General features: G+C 70.1%; 20 protein-coding genes. 2 read left to right on the forward strand and 18 right to left on the reverse strand.

All coding sequences use genetic code 11. From position 1 onward, the window contains the following. Positions 1-210: 210 nt before the first annotated feature. The 3 genes from CRP52_RS16450 to CRP52_RS38270 form a co-directional block, all read right to left on the reverse strand. Positions 211-1,059 (reverse strand): JmjC domain-containing protein, encoded by an 849-nt coding sequence (locus CRP52_RS16450; protein WP_097237080.1) that lies wholly within the window; start codon positions 1,057-1,059, stop codon positions 211-213. A 77-nt stretch (positions 1,060-1,136) separates the two neighbouring features. Continuing rightward, positions 1,137-1,382, reverse strand: a complete 246-nt coding sequence (locus tag CRP52_RS16455; protein WP_097237081.1) for a DUF397 domain-containing protein — start codon at positions 1,380-1,382, stop codon at positions 1,137-1,139. 153 nt (positions 1,383-1,535) lie between these two features. Next, a complete protein-coding gene (locus tag CRP52_RS38270; protein ID WP_107474898.1) occupies positions 1,536-2,285 on the reverse strand; it encodes an ATP-binding protein in 750 nt (249 codons plus the stop codon). A 52-nt stretch (positions 2,286-2,337) separates the two neighbouring features. Between CRP52_RS38270 and CRP52_RS16460 the strand changes: the two genes are divergently transcribed. Beyond that, a complete protein-coding gene (locus tag CRP52_RS16460) occupies positions 2,338-3,600 on the forward strand; it encodes a helix-turn-helix domain-containing protein (protein ID WP_257032528.1) in 1,263 nt (420 codons plus the stop codon). Then, positions 3,597-4,130 (forward strand): GNAT family N-acetyltransferase, encoded by a 534-nt coding sequence (locus CRP52_RS16465; RefSeq protein ID WP_097237083.1) that lies wholly within the window; start codon positions 3,597-3,599, stop codon positions 4,128-4,130. Before CRP52_RS16460 ends, CRP52_RS16465 begins: the two co-directional genes overlap by 4 nt. Positions 4,131-4,200: 70 nt before the next feature. Here CRP52_RS16465 and CRP52_RS16470 read toward each other — a convergent pair whose 3' ends face one another. The 15 genes from CRP52_RS16470 to CRP52_RS16540 all read right to left on the reverse strand — a co-directional run bounded on the left by CRP52_RS16470 (position 4,201) and on the right by CRP52_RS16540 (position 16,351). Further along, complete coding sequence (locus CRP52_RS16470) at positions 4,201-4,536, reverse strand: hypothetical protein (protein ID WP_097237084.1); 336 nt, start codon at positions 4,534-4,536, stop codon at positions 4,201-4,203. Beyond that, positions 4,533-4,763, reverse strand: coding sequence for a hypothetical protein (locus CRP52_RS16475; protein WP_097240128.1), 231 nt, complete (start codon positions 4,761-4,763; stop codon positions 4,533-4,535). Before CRP52_RS16475 ends, CRP52_RS16470 begins: the two co-directional genes overlap by 4 nt. A 23-nt stretch (positions 4,764-4,786) precedes the next feature. Then, a complete protein-coding gene (locus CRP52_RS16480; RefSeq protein ID WP_097237085.1) occupies positions 4,787-5,545 on the reverse strand; it encodes a peptidoglycan recognition protein family protein in 759 nt (252 codons plus the stop codon). An 81-nt stretch (positions 5,546-5,626) separates the two neighbouring features. Continuing rightward, positions 5,627-6,760, reverse strand: a complete 1,134-nt coding sequence (locus tag CRP52_RS39585) for an N-acetylmuramoyl-L-alanine amidase (RefSeq protein ID WP_097237086.1) — start codon at positions 6,758-6,760, stop codon at positions 5,627-5,629. Between the two features lie 76 nt (positions 6,761-6,836). After that, positions 6,837-7,565 (reverse strand): hypothetical protein, encoded by a 729-nt coding sequence (locus tag CRP52_RS16490; RefSeq protein ID WP_097237087.1) that lies wholly within the window; start codon positions 7,563-7,565, stop codon positions 6,837-6,839. Further along, positions 7,565-8,668, reverse strand: coding sequence for a hypothetical protein (locus CRP52_RS16495; RefSeq protein WP_097237088.1), 1,104 nt, complete (start codon positions 8,666-8,668; stop codon positions 7,565-7,567). Before CRP52_RS16495 ends, CRP52_RS16490 begins: the two co-directional genes overlap by 1 nt. Continuing rightward, entirely contained in the window at positions 8,665-9,813 is a 1,149-nt protein-coding gene (locus CRP52_RS38275) for a hypothetical protein (protein ID WP_097237089.1), read from the reverse strand. The genes CRP52_RS16495 and CRP52_RS38275 overlap by 4 nt, the downstream gene beginning before the upstream one ends. 14 nt (positions 9,814-9,827) lie before the next feature. Beyond that, entirely contained in the window at positions 9,828-11,165 is a 1,338-nt protein-coding gene (locus tag CRP52_RS16505) for a hypothetical protein (protein WP_097237090.1), read from the reverse strand. Positions 11,166-11,167: 2 nt separating this feature from the next. Continuing rightward, on the reverse strand, positions 11,168-13,612 hold the full coding sequence (locus CRP52_RS38280; protein WP_097237091.1) for a phage tail tape measure protein: 2,445 nt from the start codon (positions 13,610-13,612) through the stop codon (positions 11,168-11,170). A gap of 298 nt (positions 13,613-13,910) precedes the next feature. Next, positions 13,911-14,393, reverse strand: coding sequence for a hypothetical protein (locus tag CRP52_RS16515; RefSeq protein ID WP_097237092.1), 483 nt, complete (start codon positions 14,391-14,393; stop codon positions 13,911-13,913). Next, positions 14,390-14,866 carry a phage tail tube protein gene (locus CRP52_RS16520; protein WP_097237093.1) on the reverse strand — a complete coding sequence of 159 codons (477 nt, stop codon included), beginning with the start codon at positions 14,864-14,866 and terminating at the stop codon, positions 14,390-14,392. Before CRP52_RS16520 ends, CRP52_RS16515 begins: the two co-directional genes overlap by 4 nt. A gap of 10 nt (positions 14,867-14,876) precedes the next feature. Further along, complete coding sequence (locus tag CRP52_RS16525; protein WP_097237094.1) at positions 14,877-15,293, reverse strand: minor capsid protein; 417 nt, start codon at positions 15,291-15,293, stop codon at positions 14,877-14,879. Then, on the reverse strand, positions 15,286-15,642 hold the full coding sequence (locus CRP52_RS16530) for a minor capsid protein (RefSeq protein WP_097237095.1): 357 nt from the start codon (positions 15,640-15,642) through the stop codon (positions 15,286-15,288). Before CRP52_RS16530 ends, CRP52_RS16525 begins: the two co-directional genes overlap by 8 nt. Beyond that, on the reverse strand, positions 15,639-15,962 hold the full coding sequence (locus tag CRP52_RS16535; protein ID WP_257032529.1) for a hypothetical protein: 324 nt from the start codon (positions 15,960-15,962) through the stop codon (positions 15,639-15,641). The genes CRP52_RS16530 and CRP52_RS16535 overlap by 4 nt, the downstream gene beginning before the upstream one ends. Beyond that, complete coding sequence (locus tag CRP52_RS16540; RefSeq protein WP_257032530.1) at positions 15,956-16,351, reverse strand: hypothetical protein; 396 nt, start codon at positions 16,349-16,351, stop codon at positions 15,956-15,958. Before CRP52_RS16540 ends, CRP52_RS16535 begins: the two co-directional genes overlap by 7 nt. Positions 16,352-16,353 lie beyond the last annotated feature (2 nt).

Genomic DNA, 16,353 nt, shown 5'->3' on the forward strand with positions numbered 1-16,353 from the left:
CGGCGCACCATTCCTTGCTGGTGTCGAGGTCCCGGATTGCTGGCTTGGCTCGCTTGCACCAGAAGCACTTGCCAACGAGCAGGGTCGCGGCGAGACATTCGGTACACCAGTCCTGCCGGCTCTCACGATCGTAGAAGCGCGGGCCCTCGGCGCCGCACCGATGGCAGGCTCGACGGTGCCGGCCGCGGGCGACGGACGACGGGTTGTCGGTCAGCGTCGCACTCCCAGCACTGCGAGCTGCTGGTGCATGTGGATCGGTGCGCCGGCCTGCTCGGTGTCGAGAGAGTCGAGGAATGCGCGGAGTGTGGTCCGGGCGTCCTCGACGATCCGCTCGATCGGGTGTGAGCTCAGCGCAGGTGGAAGCGCCGCGCGCAGTTCGGACCATTCGGCGGCCTGGTCGACGAGTTGCTGCAGCACCCAATGCCGAGTGAGTAGCTGCACGCCGAAGGTGATGTGCAGGGAGTGCTCGTCGCGCCCGGTGGCGCCGAAGTGGACCCAACCTCGGGGGATGTAGAGCACGTGGCCGGCGCTGAGAGTGATCGTGTCGGCGTTGTTGCGGACCTGGTCGAGCTGCTCCGAGGTGAATCCGACGGCGGTCCACCGGTGGCGGTCGAGGGGGTCCTCGACGATGGGTGGGTGCAGTCGCCATGTCTTCGAGCCCTCGACTTGAGCGAGCAGTACGTGATGCGTGTCCCAGTGGGGGCCGTAGCCGGTGGAGTCGGGCGGCGTCAGGTACACGTTCGCAGTGATCGGGTGGCCGAGCTCGGACGCGAGCTGGCGGGAAGCTTCGCGAAGTGGCGGCCAAGTGAGGTGTAGGCCGTTCAGCACGAGTGTGTCAGTGGGGTGGTCGGCGTCCGGTTGCGTGGGAGTGGGCGCACCCTGCCGCACCATGCCGAGTTCAATCGGCCGCAGTGTGGTGTCCGCGACGATGCGCCGAGCATCGTCGCGGTTGAACATCTCCGCGAGCCTGTCGCGGTCGACCGCGTAAGTGGTGGGCGCATCGGGCCATTGGGCGAGGAAACGCGACGGGTCCTCAACAAGCCTACTCAGGACGGACATTCGTTCTCCAGACGTGTCGGGCGGCCGGCTCCCCGCGGCTGCGCGCCGCCGCGGGGAGCCGGGAGGTTACCGGGCTATCAGGCGATCAGGTGGTCGAACTCGCCGGCCTTGGCGCCCTCGACGAATGCCTGCAGCTTGGTCCGCGTGGCGATCAGCGGCACCTGCGCCGGGTCGGTGGTGATGCCGATCGCGATCCGCCCCTCGGGGGTGACGGCGAGCCCGATGCTGTCGTCCAGCTGCTGCTTGTTGGAGCGGCTCGACTTGATCCAGTCGAGCCCGGGCAGCGACTCGGGGTTGTAGTTCGGGACGGAAACAGCGGTCATCTGTTCTCTCCGTTCGTGATCTGGTCGCGTGCAGGTACGCCCGCTGACCGGGGTAGTGGTGCCGTCCGGCCGGTGGCCGGTCCGGTGGTGCGAGGTGGTGCCGGTGCGCTTTCGGAGAGGTCGCAGTCGACACCGGTCCGCCCGTCGCTGTGCCTACAGGGTGACGTCGGGCGGAGTCTTAGGGGTGGGGCGATCGCGTCTGGGCCGTATCCGCAGATCGGCGTGAACGGTCTTGCCGAGCGGTTCTGGCGTCACGCCCCAGTGGCCGCCAGTGAGGCTGTGAACCAGGTGTATGCCGCGTCCGGAGGGAGCATCCGAGCCAGCGGTGATCAGGACCGGCAGTGATCGCGAGCCATCCCGGACCAGGATGCGAACGACCTCGTCGGTCATCAGGCGAACCGCTACACCCATCCGGAGCTGACAGCCGGTCTTGACTGCGTTCGTCGCAAGCTCGGACACAATCAGCTCGGCTGAGTCGACCAGGCTAGACAGGCCCCATTCCGTGAGCTTGTCACGGACGAGGCGCCGTGCCTCACTCACGGATTCGGGCTTGTAAGGCAGGAATGCCGTCGCCGAGGCCGGGGTGGTTGGCTCTGCAACGGCGGTTGCTGTCGTCGCTCGCACAGGGTGAGGGAACCGTGCCGCCGCGGGGGTTCGCGGGTGCCGTTGTGGCGTTGCGCGAGTGACGGTCATGGATCCTCCGGCATCGACGGGGTAGGCCGCGCCGTCCTGACGGGGGGTACAGGGCGGCGCGGCATCCAACGTGCCGCCCGGTGGCTCCCGACAGCACCGGTTCAACGGCCCTTCGTCCGGGCGGCTCGACCAGTGAACGACTGTCAGGGATGGTTGTGTCAGGAAGAGTTCGCCCTCGTGTACTCGTCGACCACCAGAAAACTTGACCATCTCATTGCACAACCCCCTGCACGGCAGGTGATCGCGGGGCTACGGTCGGCTCATGGGTGACAATGCCGCACTCCGCCGTCACATGGACGATCTCGGCCTCACGCAGGCCGAGTTAGTGCGATTGGTGAACGATGCGATCCAGGAGCTCACGGGGAAGCCGGGCACGGTATCAGAGCGAACGGTCTATAACTGGCTGACAGGCAAGACCCGTTGGCCGCCAGCAAAGATCCGCGCGGCGCTCCGGGCAGTATTCGGGTGTACAGGTCCAGACCTCGGATTCATCCCGCCGGCCAAGGCCAGCCCCACACCCCCGGAGATGCCTGTGAAGCGCCGCAGCTTCATCACCGCCCTTGGCGGCACAGCCCTTGCCACCACGGCCCTCCCCGCAGCCGCGCGGCACCGGGTCGGCACCGCTGATATTGAGCGGCTCAATACCCGCTTCGCTGACGTGGTCGCCAGTGACCACCGTCACGGCGGGCGGGCCAGCATTGAAGCTCAAGCCGCGGTGCTCGCCGATGAAGCCTTGGATCTCCAACAGAGCGGTTCGGTGGGCCAGCGGGTCCGTTCCGGCCTCTACGCCTGCGCAGCGGCGTTCATGTCCAGTGCGATGTGGGCAGCGATCGACGGACGTCGCTTTGACGCCGCACTGCTGCATCACCAGAAAGCCGCCGCACTGGCGGCCATGTCTGGTGACTCGGCCATCCAGTTCAGAATTTGGTCCCATGCGGGCAGCCTGTATCGCCACATGGGCCGTCCCGCCGATGCCCTCGCCGCGAACGATGTGGCCCGCGGGTTGCCAATTAGCCGCCGAGATCCGCTGTTCGCCTCTCTCGGACATGCGAGGCATGCGGCCATCCTCGGCCTGACTGGCGACGCTAACGCTGTTCAGCGTCTCGTCGGCCGTGCCCAGGACGCGCTAGACCGTGCAGACCCGCAGACGTCACGGCCAGTCTGGATAACCGCACACTACGACCAAGCCGAGCTGGAATCGCTCGCTCTTGCCGCGCATCTGGCGCTCGGCCGACACGCCGATGCTGAGGCGCACGCACATCGAAGCTTGGCCCTGCTCCGGCCTCACATGCAGCGCAGCCGCGCAATTACCAGCGCACGACTTGCTCGGGCTCAGCTTGGCCAAGGGGACGTTGAACCGGCGGTTGCCACCGCCGTGGGCATCCCGGCCAACCTGACTGTCCACCCTCGTGTTGCAGGGATGCTCGAACGGTTCGGCACCCAGCTCCACGCCCTTGCCCCGGAAAGCGGGCACACACAAGTGTGGGAGGACTACTCCCGCGATGCTCGGAGGACCACCGCATGACCGAAATCGAGCTGCGCCGTTACCGCAAGTTGGATCAGCCGGCGCGACAGACGCTCATCGACTTGTATGCCGATGTTCGCGCGCCGCTTCTCCACCTGCCGAACTACGCCGTGGCCACGTTCGCCGAGCGCCTCGACCGACACGCGAGCGAGCCAGGTTTCGAGGTCGTAGTCGCCTATGACCAGGACCAGCCAGCCGGATACGCCTACGGCAACACCATCGAAGGCGGCGACCGCTGGTGGACTCGCATGGCCAAACCGCTGCCCGCTGAGATCACCGCTACCCCTGCGCTCGCGTTGAAGGAGATTGGTGTCCGCATCCCGTGGCGCGGTACCGGTCTCGCTCGCCGCATACATGATTGCCTGGTCGCCGGCCGCACAGAGAAGCACGTGACGTTGATGGTCAACCCTGCTGCCGGTGACGGCAAGGTGTTGGCCCTGTACGAGTCGTGGGGGTACGAGGCGATCAACGAGGTACGGCCGTCACCAGAAGCGCCGCCCCTGATTGCGATGCTTCGCAACCTGCCGTAAGCCTGCGGGCTGGTTAACGACGAAGGCGCCCCCGTACCGGCCACAGGCCGGTACGGGGGCGCAGTTTTGTCTACGGGGGGTCGAGGTGGCGGGCGGTTCGTTGGTCGACGCGGTCGACGGCGTCGCGCAGGCTTCCGCCCGAGTTGGGGTGTAGCTCGTGCTGCACGGCGGCGAGCTTGTGCTCGATCTGGTCGAGTCGGGTCATGACGCCGGCCCGCCCGGGGACGCCCGGGCGGTCGGCGGTGCCTTGCCAGTCGTCGACGAAGTCCTCGACGCGTTGCGCGAGCCGGCGAGCGGAACGGGTAGTGCGCCAGAGCAGGCCGGCCGCGCCGGCGACGGTGACGACGGCGCCGCACCACAGCAGGATGGCGTCGAGGCTGGCGGCGCCGGTCGTCGGGTCGCTCACTCGATGGTGCCCTCGTCCGTCGGGGTGCGCAGCCACGCGGGCAGCAGCCGCTCGACGACGGGAAGCGCCATCAGTCGAGTGATCGCGCCGGCGACGGTGAGCGCGACGGCGACGCCGGGCAGGGCGTGCGGGATGCCGGCGGTGTCGACGAGCAGGGGGAGAGCGGCGAGCAGGCCGAGCAGGGTCTGCAGGCCGGTGCGGATGGTGCGCCGGGTGGCGTCGGTCATGGTGAGAGTCCTCTCGGTGGTGATCAGGTGAGGGGCGCGGTCCATGCCGCGGCCCAAGTGGCGGGCCCGATGATCGAGTCCGTGTCGAGCCCCTTCTCGGACTGGAAGGCGTGGGCGACGCCGGCGGACTGTGGGCCGAAAATCCCGTCGACGTCGATCGACCAGCCGCGGGCGCGCATTCGCTGCTGCCACTGGCGGACGTCGTCGCCGCGCATGTACGGGGAGCGCAGCGAGATGTACCGGCCGGGCCACGAGGGGTAGCTCGGCACGGCCGGCGGGGTCGGCTGGGCGGGGGCGCCGAGCAGCTCGGCGGCGCGAGCGAGGATCGCGCCGCGCTGCGCCTTGCGGATCTCGCCGGGGCAGTCCGGGTGTCCGCCCCATGCGGCGCCGCCGGCGCCGTGGAAGGTGAGGCCGCGCTCGGTGGTGGAGTCGATGACCTGCAGGGGCCAGGCCCACAGGCCGGCGCCCCACGCGTAGATGCGGGCGACTCCCTCGATCTGCTCCGGGGTGAGCGGCTCGTCGGGGTGTCCCTCAGTCTCGACGGACGCGTACGCGCGGTTGCCGGCGCCCTGCGCCCACGCGCGGTCGTTGCCGGTGTCGACGTACTGCTCGATGCGGCCCGACTTGCTCACCCAGAAGTCGGACGATGCCTCGGATTCCTCGTCGTCGAACCAGCCGTACGGCGAGTTGTTGCCGGCCTGTACGTGCAGGACGAGCCCGCGCTGCTCGGTGCGGCCGTGCGGGGTGTAGTTGCGGACGGGGCGCCAGACGGCGCCGGGCATGCGTGCCACGGTGGTTGTCTCCAGACATGCGAAAGCCCCGGCCGGATCGGCACGGGGCGGCGGAAGGTGGGGCGGGGTGGCTTACCGGACGGTGAAGCCGTGCCGGCGGGCGAGCTCGGCCAGGGACGCGAGGCCGGGGATGCCGTCGGCGCCGGGCCCGGAGTAGCCGAGCTGGCGCTGCCACGCGGCGTAGGCCGCGACGGTGCGGGAGCCGAACGAGCCGTCGCCGGCGTAGCTGTCGAGCAGCCCCTCGGCGGCGAGCGCGGCCTCGACCGGGCGCACCGCGGCCGGGTAGGTGGTGCCGCCCTGCGGCAGGTCGGGATCGCGGCGGGCGGCGGCGATCAGCTCGTCGAGGTCGACGACCTGCTGCTCGCCCGGCAGGGTGCCGCCGAGCAGGCGCCGCAGCGACTGCTCACCGGGCACGCCATCGGCGTCGCTGCCGGTGTAGCCGAGCTGCCGCTGCCACTCGGCGTAGTTGAGGGTGTCGGGGTCGCGCCAGTCCTCATCCGGCCCGACCGCGTAGTGCGAGCCGTGGCCGGCCGCGATGAGTGCCTCGCCGACCTGCCGCACGTGCGGCCCGTGCGCGCCGTAGCCGTACTCAAGGCCGGCGATCGTCACGCGATGCCGGGCCGGGGTCGCCGGCTGCTCCGGCGCGGGGGCCGGCTGCGGGTCCGGGGCGGGTTCGGTGCCGGTGGCCCGGGCCACGATCGCGGGAAACACGACGTCCCGCCACTGCTCGATCCGGGCCGGCCCGGGGCAGGCGGTGCCGGACGTCGACCACGCCCGGAACAGGCCGTGATACCCGTACCCGGGGTCATCCGGGGTGCGGCAGATGCGCAGCGGGATGCCGTGCTCGTGGTGGAGCCAGACGCCGAGCTGCACGATCTGCTCGACCTGCGCCGGCGTCCACGGGTCGGAGTGGTCGGTGTTGCTCGCGGACTCCAGCGACACGGCGCCGGTGCCGTCGCTGCGCCGGTTGGCCGCGGCGTTGGCGTCGGCTCGGGTCTGCGTGCCGATGAACTGCGCGAGCGAGCCGTCGAAGCCGACCGCGAAGTGACTTTCGAGGTTGGTCGAGTCGCGCCAGTACTCGAACACGCGGCCCGGGGACCAGGGGGCGGCGATCGAGTGCACGATGAACTGCGTTGGGGAGATAGCCGGTTGCGCGTCCGATTCGGGCTGCAGCTCCATGCGCTGTGCTGCGGGGTACCAGGACAAGGGGTTTCCTCCGGGCATGCGAAAGCCCCGGGGCCGGCCGGCCGCGGGGCGTGAACGTGGTTGCTGTGGTGGTGGGTTAGGACTGAACGCCAACGGCCCCGACCGGGCAGGCGTATACGGTGCCGCCGCCACCGGTGCGCCATGCCTTGATCTCGACCGTCGCCACGCTGGCGTAATCGCCCGGGCAGGGGGCGGCGCCGTCGCTCCAGTGGAACCACGCGCCGTCGCCGATGTTGTGGGCTTCCCCCCACGGCGAGCCGTTGACGTAGACCTGTACGACGCCGGTCGTGCCCTGGTCGGCCGCGGCGAAGCCGGATACGACGAGCTTCGGGTGATACCGGATGTGTGCGGCGGTCCACATGCTGTCGGGGCTGCCGCTGTCGGTCGTGGCGTACCGGTCGAGCTTGTAGGCGGGGTAGAACGGCGAGTGCAGGTAAGGGACGGCCAGGCCGCCGGCGACCCGGTCCTCGGTGAAGATGGTGTTGCCGCGGCTGTCGTCGATGGTGATGCCTTGCGGCATGGTGCCATCGGATGCCATCGACAGGGCCAGTGACCCATCCTCGCGGCTGATCAGTACGCCGTACTGGCCGCTACCGTCGGCGTGCGCGGGGGAGATACCGCCGATGTACACGAGGTCTTTTCCCGAAGGGGTCTGAACGGTGAGGGTTCCGCCCTCTCCGATGACGACCTGTCCGTGCTGGATCTTGTCGAGTGCCGGCCGGGTCTGTGCGCGGCCGGATAGCTCGCGCACCTGGCGTTCGAGCGTGCGGATTCGGTCGAGCAGGTCCTGCGGGATCGCTGCCATCAGGCGGCCTCCAGGGTGAGTTTTGCGGTTTCGGGTCGGCCGCGTTCGGGCGGTGAGATGGCGATGCCGACGATGCGGTATCGCGCGGTCATGCCTTCGGGCCACCACAGATCGGTGATCCGCAGACGCACGGCGGCGCCGAGCATGGCGGGGCTGATCTGTCCGTCGAGCCGCACCGTGATCTCGGGGATGGTGAGCGGCCGGAGGCGGGCGGCGGCGTCCGCCCGGGCGTGCGCGTCGAGGGTGGTCTGCTGCTCGACGGTCTGATAGTCCGAGCTTCCGTCGAGGCGCGGCCAGCCGGCCTCGATGTCCGCTGTGTTGGTGATGTGCTCGGACATGAGCGGTGACGAGTTCGCGGTCTGGTTGCGGTTGGTCGAGGCGCCCCTCGACTGCCAACTGTTCGCCTGCCCGGTGGCGTCGACGGCCCACGAGTAGGACTCGATCGGGCCGGGCCGGGTGAGGACGATGTCGCGGGCGCCCGCGGTGATGCGGGGGTATCCGAGCTGCAACTGCTTGATTCGCCGGCCGGTGTCCGAGTCACGGTACGAGCCGATGCGCCACTCGAACCCGTTCTCGACCCTGGACAGGGCGTCGATGATGTCCCGGACGTACGGGAGATCGAACCGGGAGTAGAACCGGTCACGGGTCACGCCCGAGACATCGGTGCCGGCCTCGATGCCGATGTCGCCGCCGGGCTGCTCGGCCACGTAGGCGAGCAGGTTCCGCACGATGTCGAACTGATCGACGCCGGCGGCCTGTTGGCTGTCGTAGAGCATCCGGCGGTTGAGGTAGCTGTCCCAGGTGGCGGCCTGCAGGCTGAGCGCGAGATACCCGCGGGCATCGCTCGCCAGGCTGGTTGTCCACAGGATGCCGCCCCACCAGATGTCGCCGCCGCGCTCCACCCACAGCGCGGTGCGCCCCGGTACGAGGGACGCGCGGGCCCGGGCGGCGAGCTCAGCCGTGACGATCCGCACCGTGCCCTGCAGGGCGCCGGTTTTGCCGATGTAGTCGTCGAGGCTCACGCCCCACAGCGGCAGGACGTCGAGCAGCTGGTCGGACCGCAGATCGCAGATCAGCACCCGGTACGGGGTGTGCGCGCTCATATGGACTCGTACGAGAGCTGCACGCGCATGGTCGAGTTGCTGCTGCCCCAGTAGTAGCCGGCGCCGCCAGGGCTGACCCATCCGAGATCAGACTGCCGGTAGGCGAAGACTGTCGCCGCGGTGCCGGAGCGCTCAACCACGGGGACGAGCGACTTCCACGCGTTCCCGCCACCGTCGATGTATCGGCCGGTTCCCTGCCACCCCCAGGGGGCGCTACTCGGGTTGGCCGCGGTGAACGGTAGCGACACGGTGATGCTGCCGGTGCCGAGCGAGCCGCCCGTGCCCCAGTTCAGCCACGCGACGACGTCGACCCGCTTACCAATCCGGCAGTACCGGCCGCCAAAGGTGGACGCGCCAAGCACATCCAGGCCGCTCCACGTGGGGGTATACGACTTCCAGCCGCCAAGCGGAATCCACGCCGAGCCGTCCCAGCGGTCGAGCCCTGTCGCGCTGTCGCGCCACTGACCGATGTACCCGCCAGTGAACGAGAGCGCCGGCGCGATGCCCCCGATGCCGGACGGGTAATCGACCCACTTCGAGCCGCTCCACCGCTCCAAGCGGCCGTTGTTGTCGCGCCACTGCCCGATGTAGGCGCCCGGATCGGTGGACTTGTCCGGGCGGATGCCACCGGCGGACACGGTGAAGGTCCGCAGGTCGGTAACGGCGGTCGCCCAGGTGATGCCGCCCGTTCCGGCAGACGCGCCGACCGGCACGCGCACCTGCCACAGCGGCAGCGAGCAGGCCGGCGCCGCGGGCGCGACCGGTGCCGACGCCGGGGTGCCCGGGATGATCTCAACCGCGGCCAGCGTCTGGCCGGACGTGTCGAACAGCTGGTCATAGACCCGGAGCACGACAAGGTCGATCCGGTCGTACTGCGTGTGCCCGGGTGCGAAGGTGAGCGACTCGGGGGCCGTCACCGCGACCGGATAGGCACCCTGCAGGGTGCTGCCCTGCACGACAGCGCGGCCGATGCCGAGCTGCGCCTGCATGGCGGCGGCGCCGGTGAGGCTGAGCGGGTCGCCGCCAGGGATGACGCCGGGGGCGGTGTTGGCCGGGCCGGCGGGGGTCATGGTGCCGATGGGAGCGGCACGGGTGTCCGCCCTGGTCTGTCCGGCCGGCGGGAGCCAGGCGGCGCGCACGGTCATGCGGTTCTCTCCTCCTACCAGTAGGCGTGTCGCCAGCGCAGGACGGCGCGGGCGGCGGGATCGGGTACGGACTCGGCAGCGCCGCGGAACGCGAACGAGCTCTCGCCTGGCGGGATGACGAGCAGCTGCTCGGGCGCCGAGAGCGGCGTCGCGGTATAGATCCGGGAGGCGCCGGCCAGGGTGACCGTGCCGGCCGCGGCGTCGACGAGCAGCTCGTCGCCGACGGCGAGCTCGATGTCGTAGGCCCAGGTACGACCAGTGCGCACGCAGGTAACCGATGGGCTCACTACGGGCCCACGGATGGCCAGGACGGCGGGGGCCGGCGCGTCTCCGGCGTTGACGGCGGTAAGGGTGCCGGTCGAGCCGGCCGTGCCCCAGTCCAGCGCGAGCAGACTCTCGCCGTACGGGCTCGGCACGGTCAGAGTCGAGCCACCAATCGGGACTGTCGCCGGCGTCGGGATGGCCTCCCATTCCATGATCGGCCGAACGTACGCGGAGCCGGCCGGGGCGGTCGCTGCTACCTGACTGCTGCTCTGGCCGTACGACGTCGACAGGTAGTCCCCGGCAGCGTTCGCCCACTCAACATTGACCGTGGCGCCGGCCGGTAGCTGCAGCGCCCGGAAGGTCACGGCGTCGCCGGGCCGGACGGGGAAGGCAGTGTTTCCGCCGGCCGGACCGACCCACGCGACCTGTGCCGGGTCGTTGCTGCTCGCTGCGGTCACTGTCGCCGTGGCGGCGCCGGCCGCGGTGCCCAGGGTGAGCCCCTGCAGTGCCCACCATGCGGTGAGCGGCGGCTGTCCGGTGGCCTGCGCCTGTGGCAGCACCTGCACCGGGGCGGATGGGTTCACGTGCCAGTCGAGGCCGGCCTCATCCCGCGGCAGGCCACTCTCGGCGCTCTGCTCGGCGAGCGAGTACCTGCGAGGGTCGGACGCTTCGAACAACAGCGCAGCACCCGCGATCGTCCCCGTGCGGTATCCCTTCCCGACCGGGACAGCTCGACGCAGACACCGCGCCCACACCACGAGCGGCCCGCGGTCGTCGAGGTGGACGACGAGCGGCTGCTCGGCGTCCATCGACGACGTGCCCGCGCCGAACCGCCGTACGGTCTCGCCGAGTTGAGAAACGGGTGCCCGGATGGTGATGCCCTCGACGGTGATCGTTCGAGGCTGCGCCCAGAGCTCACCGGGGTAAGCGCCGTGCCCGGCCGGCCGGTTGACCGTGCCGGAGTCGAGCGGCGGTGAGTCTTCCCACCCGGTGAGCGAGCGCCACCGGTAGGCGGTGCCCGGGCCGAGCAGCAGCTGCTCGCCGAACTGGATGTGCCCGGGGAGGGTGACGCGGTCGCCGGCCGCCATGGTCACCCCCTTCGCTTGAGCTCCCAGCCGAGTGCCGCGGCCGTCTGGTCCGGTGACATGCCGCCGGCGTGGAAGTTGTCGATGTGCAGCAGCGGCCCGGCCGGGCCGAACTGCCCTGCGCCGGCGGTCCCGTAGGCGCCGGCGGTGGCCGGCACGGGCGCCGGGGCGACGCGCACCGCGGCCGTCAGTGCCGGGGTGTCGGGGACGTCGACGAGATCGCGCATGGTGCGGGCGAGTGCGGGCTGCCCGCCCTCGATGCCGCTCACGATGCCGGCGGGAATCCAGCGGCCGATATCGCGCGCCATGACGCGCGACGGCGAATGGATGCCGAGCGCCTTAGCGATCGGCCCGGGAATCAAATTCTTGGCCCAGCCCATCAGGGTGTCTTTCAGCCATGAGCCCATGGACTTGATTCCCTCCCACAGGCCGCGCACGACGTCGCGCCCCTTGTCGAGCAGGAGAGAGCCCAGGTTTCCGATTCCGTCCGCTATGCGGCCCGGAAGCCCACGCACATAGTCGATCAGGCCCGTTGCCTTATCGACGACTCCGGATTTGATCGAGTCCCAGTGCTTGATGATCAGGCCGACCAAAGTCCAGTTGAGAAAGAAGTTGACGAGCTGCTGCGGGATCGCCTTTACGAAATCGATGACGGCATTCCAGGCGGTCACTGCTCCCGACTTGATGGAATCCCAGTGTTTGATCAGGAGTCCGGGGAGCGTGAAATTCATGAAGATGTCGACGAGGAATCCGGCGACGGCCTTAATCTTGGACCAGATCCAATCCCAGGCTGCGGCCGTCGCGTTGCGGATCGTGTCCCAGTTGGCCACGACGAGCGCGACCAGGGCGACCACGGCGGCGATGATCCAGCCGACCGGGCCCATAGCGAGCACCCAGGCGGCAGCCATCCGGGCGGCCTGCAGCAGGCTCTGTGTGCCCATGAGGACCCACGACGCGACGACTCGCACCGCGGCGGCGCCGGCCGCGACCCCCTGCGACACCCAACCGGCCAAGATGCCGACGTTGGTCGCGAGGAAGGTAGCGCCAGAGCGGACCGCGGCGGCCGACTGAGCAGCCCAGCCCGTGACGGTGGTCGCGGTCGTGGTCGCGGCCTGCACCGCCAGCGATACCAGGGTCGGCAGCATGACAGCCGTGATGACGCCGGCCGCGATTGAGAACGCCGTGCTGTGCTCGCGCACAAACGCCGTTGCCGTGCCGATCTTGCTGCCGAGCGTGCCGACCCAATCCGCGGCGGCGAGCAGCGCGGGCACAACCTTGGAGCCGAGCACCTCGACGAGGCCCTGCTGCAGTCCGCGAGTGAACTCGGTAAGGCGGGTGCTCGCGTTGTCGCGCATCGTGTCGCCGGCCTTCGCGGCTGCCCCGTCGACGGCGCCCAGACCGGCGACCGCGGCCGACGGGTCCATCGAGAAAAGAGCTTTCGATAGGTCCTCGGCCTGAGTTCCCAGAAGTGCGAAAGACAGCTTCGAGCGTTCCGTCGGGTCTTTGACCTGCCGCAGCCGATCCATGATCTGGTCAAGCGCAGCGTTCGCCGCCGGCCCGCCCTTGTTGAAAGCTGCGGCCATCGCATCGGCATTCAGTCCAAGCGACTTGAGTCCGTCGGCGGCGCTCCCATCCTTAACTCGGATGTTGAGTTCCTTGAAGGCGTCGGCGACGATATCCGCATCGCGCGCGCCGGCCTGCAAACCCTGCTGGATAAGGCCCATGGCTTGCTTGCCATCGATGCCGAGATCCCGGAATTGGGTCGGGTATTCGTTTAGCGTGTCGAGTAGATCCTCGGCTTTGTTGGCGCCGAGCTGCGTGCCGCGTACGAGAATGTCGAATGCCTCGTCGGCATTCTTCGCCATTCCCGTTTTGAGCATCTGGCCGACAGCGTTCGCGGTCGGGCCGACGTCCTCGCCCATGATGTCGGCGACCTGCTGCAGCCGGCCGCCAACCTTGGTCAGCTGCTCGGACGTTGCATCGGCCGGTACGAGTCCCTGCTGCCAAAGCCCCTTCAACGCGTCGTTGGCGGCCTCGACGCTGTCCGTGTAGCCCTTGGAGTAGAGGGCGCCGGCCGCCTTGCCGAGCTCGGCGGCCTGCTGGGGTGAGGCGCCGACCTTGGCGGCGAGTAGGTCGTTCTGCTTGTCCTGGTCGATCGCCTCGTGCAGGCCGGCCATGACGGCGGCGCCGATCGCGCCACCGATCAGCGCGCCCTTGACCTTGCCGAGCGCGTCGGCGATGCCGGCGCCGGCCTTGTCGGCGCCGTGCTCGGCCTCGTCGGCGATTCCCTCGGCAAGTTCGCGCCCGGCCTGCCGGCCGCCGCGCCGGGCCTCGTCCTCGACGACCTGCGCGGTACGGCGGATGCCGGCCTCGACGCGGTGCAGGCCCTGTTCGGCCCCGGAGTCGTCGACGTCGATCACGGCGAGCAGCTCGCCCACGGTCAGTGCCACGGCTGCTCACCCCCTCGCCGAGCGCAACCTGCGCCGGATGACTCAAACCAGGGACCGCGTGGTGTTCGGTCTGATGCAGCCGGTGATGTCTACTCGGCGCCCGGTAGTCCGGTTATCGCTGCGATGTCCGCGGGGTCGTCGACGACTCGGGGCGTGCGGGCCCATAGCTCCCGGAACCGCGAGTGTTCGTCGAGTCCGCCGAGCAGCACGACGAACCGACGCTCGGTCAGCTGCGCGATCTGCTCGGCGGTCAGGTGGTAGGTGCGTGCGAGATCGGACTCGACCGCGGCCCAGTGCGTCAGGACCGCCGACCAGAGCCCGCCCGACCCTTGCCCTTCCCGCGCCGAGCTGCCCGGTTCGGGGTCGGCGCCGGGGCTTTTCCCTCGGCCTTGGCCGCGGACTGCTCGTCGTGCAGCTCGGCCGCGCGTTCCATGGACAGCGAGCCGGGTCGGCGGACGTTGGCCGCGGTCCAGATCAGCACGATGCCGAGCTGCCGGTCGGTCATGCCGCGCTCGGCCCAGAAGTCGAGGGCGTCCTCGCCCACCAGCGTGCGCAGCATGGTGCGGACGTCGTCCGGGTTCTCCGAGTGCTGGAGCCGTTCCATCTGCAGCGCGAACATGATCGGCAGCGAGTCGGGCAGGCGGTACTCGCGCCCGTACAGGCGCAGGACGGCGCCGGCCTGGCGGGTCTGCTCGGCGAAGAACGCGTCGAAGTCCGCGACGTCGACGCGCTCGACCTGGTCGTGCTCGTCGAGGTCGAGCTGCTCGTCGGGGTGGTTCACGAGCCACCCCCGCTCACGGCTGCCGTGGTGGGCTTGCCGCACCGGGTGATGGTCGCCGACCAACTCGTCTTCTCGTTGACGCCGCCGCCCTGCTCGCCGGGGGTCACAGTGGCATCCCACACAACCCATGTCGTCTGTGTCCGGTGGCGCCAGCGCACGGGGTTGTGCGAGTCGACGCCGAGCCGGTTCGCCCACACCGCGTCGATGTAGTGCTGCCCGGGGTCCTGTACGCCGGTCTTGTCGGCGGCGAACTTGCTCTCAAGCTCGATCGTCGCGCCGCGCTGCATGACGTCCTGGTTGTAGTAGCCCTCATCGTCGAACGAGGTCGTCTCTTCGGTCTCCTCGTTCTCACCGGGGTTGTGGGTGAACGAGGTCAACATGCCGATGCGCAGCCACGTCTCGGTGGCAGCAGTGATGTCCTGCGCCTCGAAGATCCAGCCTCGTGCGTCGATGGGGCGGGCAGTGGTGGCCACAAGTCACCTCCTAGGTAGGTCGGTTGGGTCCCTCGATGTCGAGGCGGTAGTTCGTGGTGTGCTCGTGCCGGCCCGTGGTGTCGACGCCGAGCGGGTAGGGGGTCTGCTGCGCGACGCACAGCACGAGCCACGCGCCGCCTGGCAGCTCGATGCCGGCGAGCCCGTGCAGCGCGGCGTAGATCGCCTCTGCGCGGGCGCGGGAGATGCGGGGGTCGGCGGTGCCGCGCACCCGGACCTGCAGAGCGCGCTCGTCCCAAGGGTTAGCAGCGTCGGGTTCGCCGGCGCCGTACAGGGAGAGCTGCACCGCTCGGTCGGGCGCCGGCGGCAGGGTCTCGATGAACGTGTCGCCCGTGGTGCCGGTGGGGTCGTAGGTGAGCAGGCCGGCGGCCTGCAGGTATCGGGCGATGCCGTCGAGCAGGTCAGCCACGCAGCGCCCGCCGTACTGCCGCGGCGATGATCTGCTCGACCGTCCCGGCCTCTTCGACGAGAGGGCGTTCGAGGTACTTCGCCGTGCGGCCGGCGTCGTGCCGGGCGTTCATGTCCTCATGCACCCTGGCCGCATACGGGGTGTCGTAGGACACTGCGGCGGTGAGCTGCTCCTCGTCGACGGACGCGACGCCGGAGCGTTCGAGGGTGCCCTCTTCGATGGGCACGAGCTCGCGGGACCGTTGCAGCACGTGCTCGGCGGCGGCGAGCAGCCCCCGGGCGGCGCCGGCGCGTTCGGCCCGCAGGACGGCGTCGCCGGTCCACGTGACGCGGGAGCGTTGGGGGCTCATTCGCAACTCACCTCCACATGGGCCGGGACGGGTAGGCCCGGGGCGTCGACGGTGGCGACGGTGATGGGGGTCGTGATGCGGCCGGATGGCAGGGTGATCCGGGAGCCGGCCGGCACGACGCTGTCGGGGTCGAGCAGGACCTGCGCCGAGCTGACGACCTGCCGGCCGTCCGGGGCCCGGACGAGCCGCACCGTGTCGGAGACAAGCGCGGGCACGTCTGGCACGGGCGGGCCGTAGACGGGCCCGTACGCCGAATCCCCGAGGTAGGGCTCGACGGTGATCCGGTGGCGCAGCAGCCACCCCGGTACGCGCCTCACCACGGGTGCACCCCGTGCCCGGTGAGTCCGGCCTGCTGCAGCGCGCGGCGGGCCCGCGGCGCCAAGTCGACGGCGCCGCCGGCCGGGCCGGGGCTGCTCGCCGACAGGCTGATCGAGCCGGCGCTCACGCTCGACCAGCGGGCCGACGCGCCGGTGCCGTCCTCACCCGCGGCGAGCTGATACTCGACCTGCGCACACGCGGCGTCGGCGAGCGCAGCCGCGTGCAGGGGGTCGGTGGGGGCGCCGGTGGAGTCGACCGGATAGCAGGCGGTGAGCAGCACGGCGTCGACGTCCTCGGACGCGCGGGCGAGCAGCCGTTCGGCGTCCGCCGGCGCCGGCCGGCCGAGCCAGGCGGCGAGCTGCTCCGGGGTGGCGTAGGTGCCCACGGTCACCC

Source organism: Streptomyces sp. 1331.2 (assembly GCF_900199205.1).
In the GTDB taxonomy this organism is placed as follows: Bacteria; Actinomycetota; Actinomycetes; order Streptomycetales; family Streptomycetaceae; genus Kitasatospora.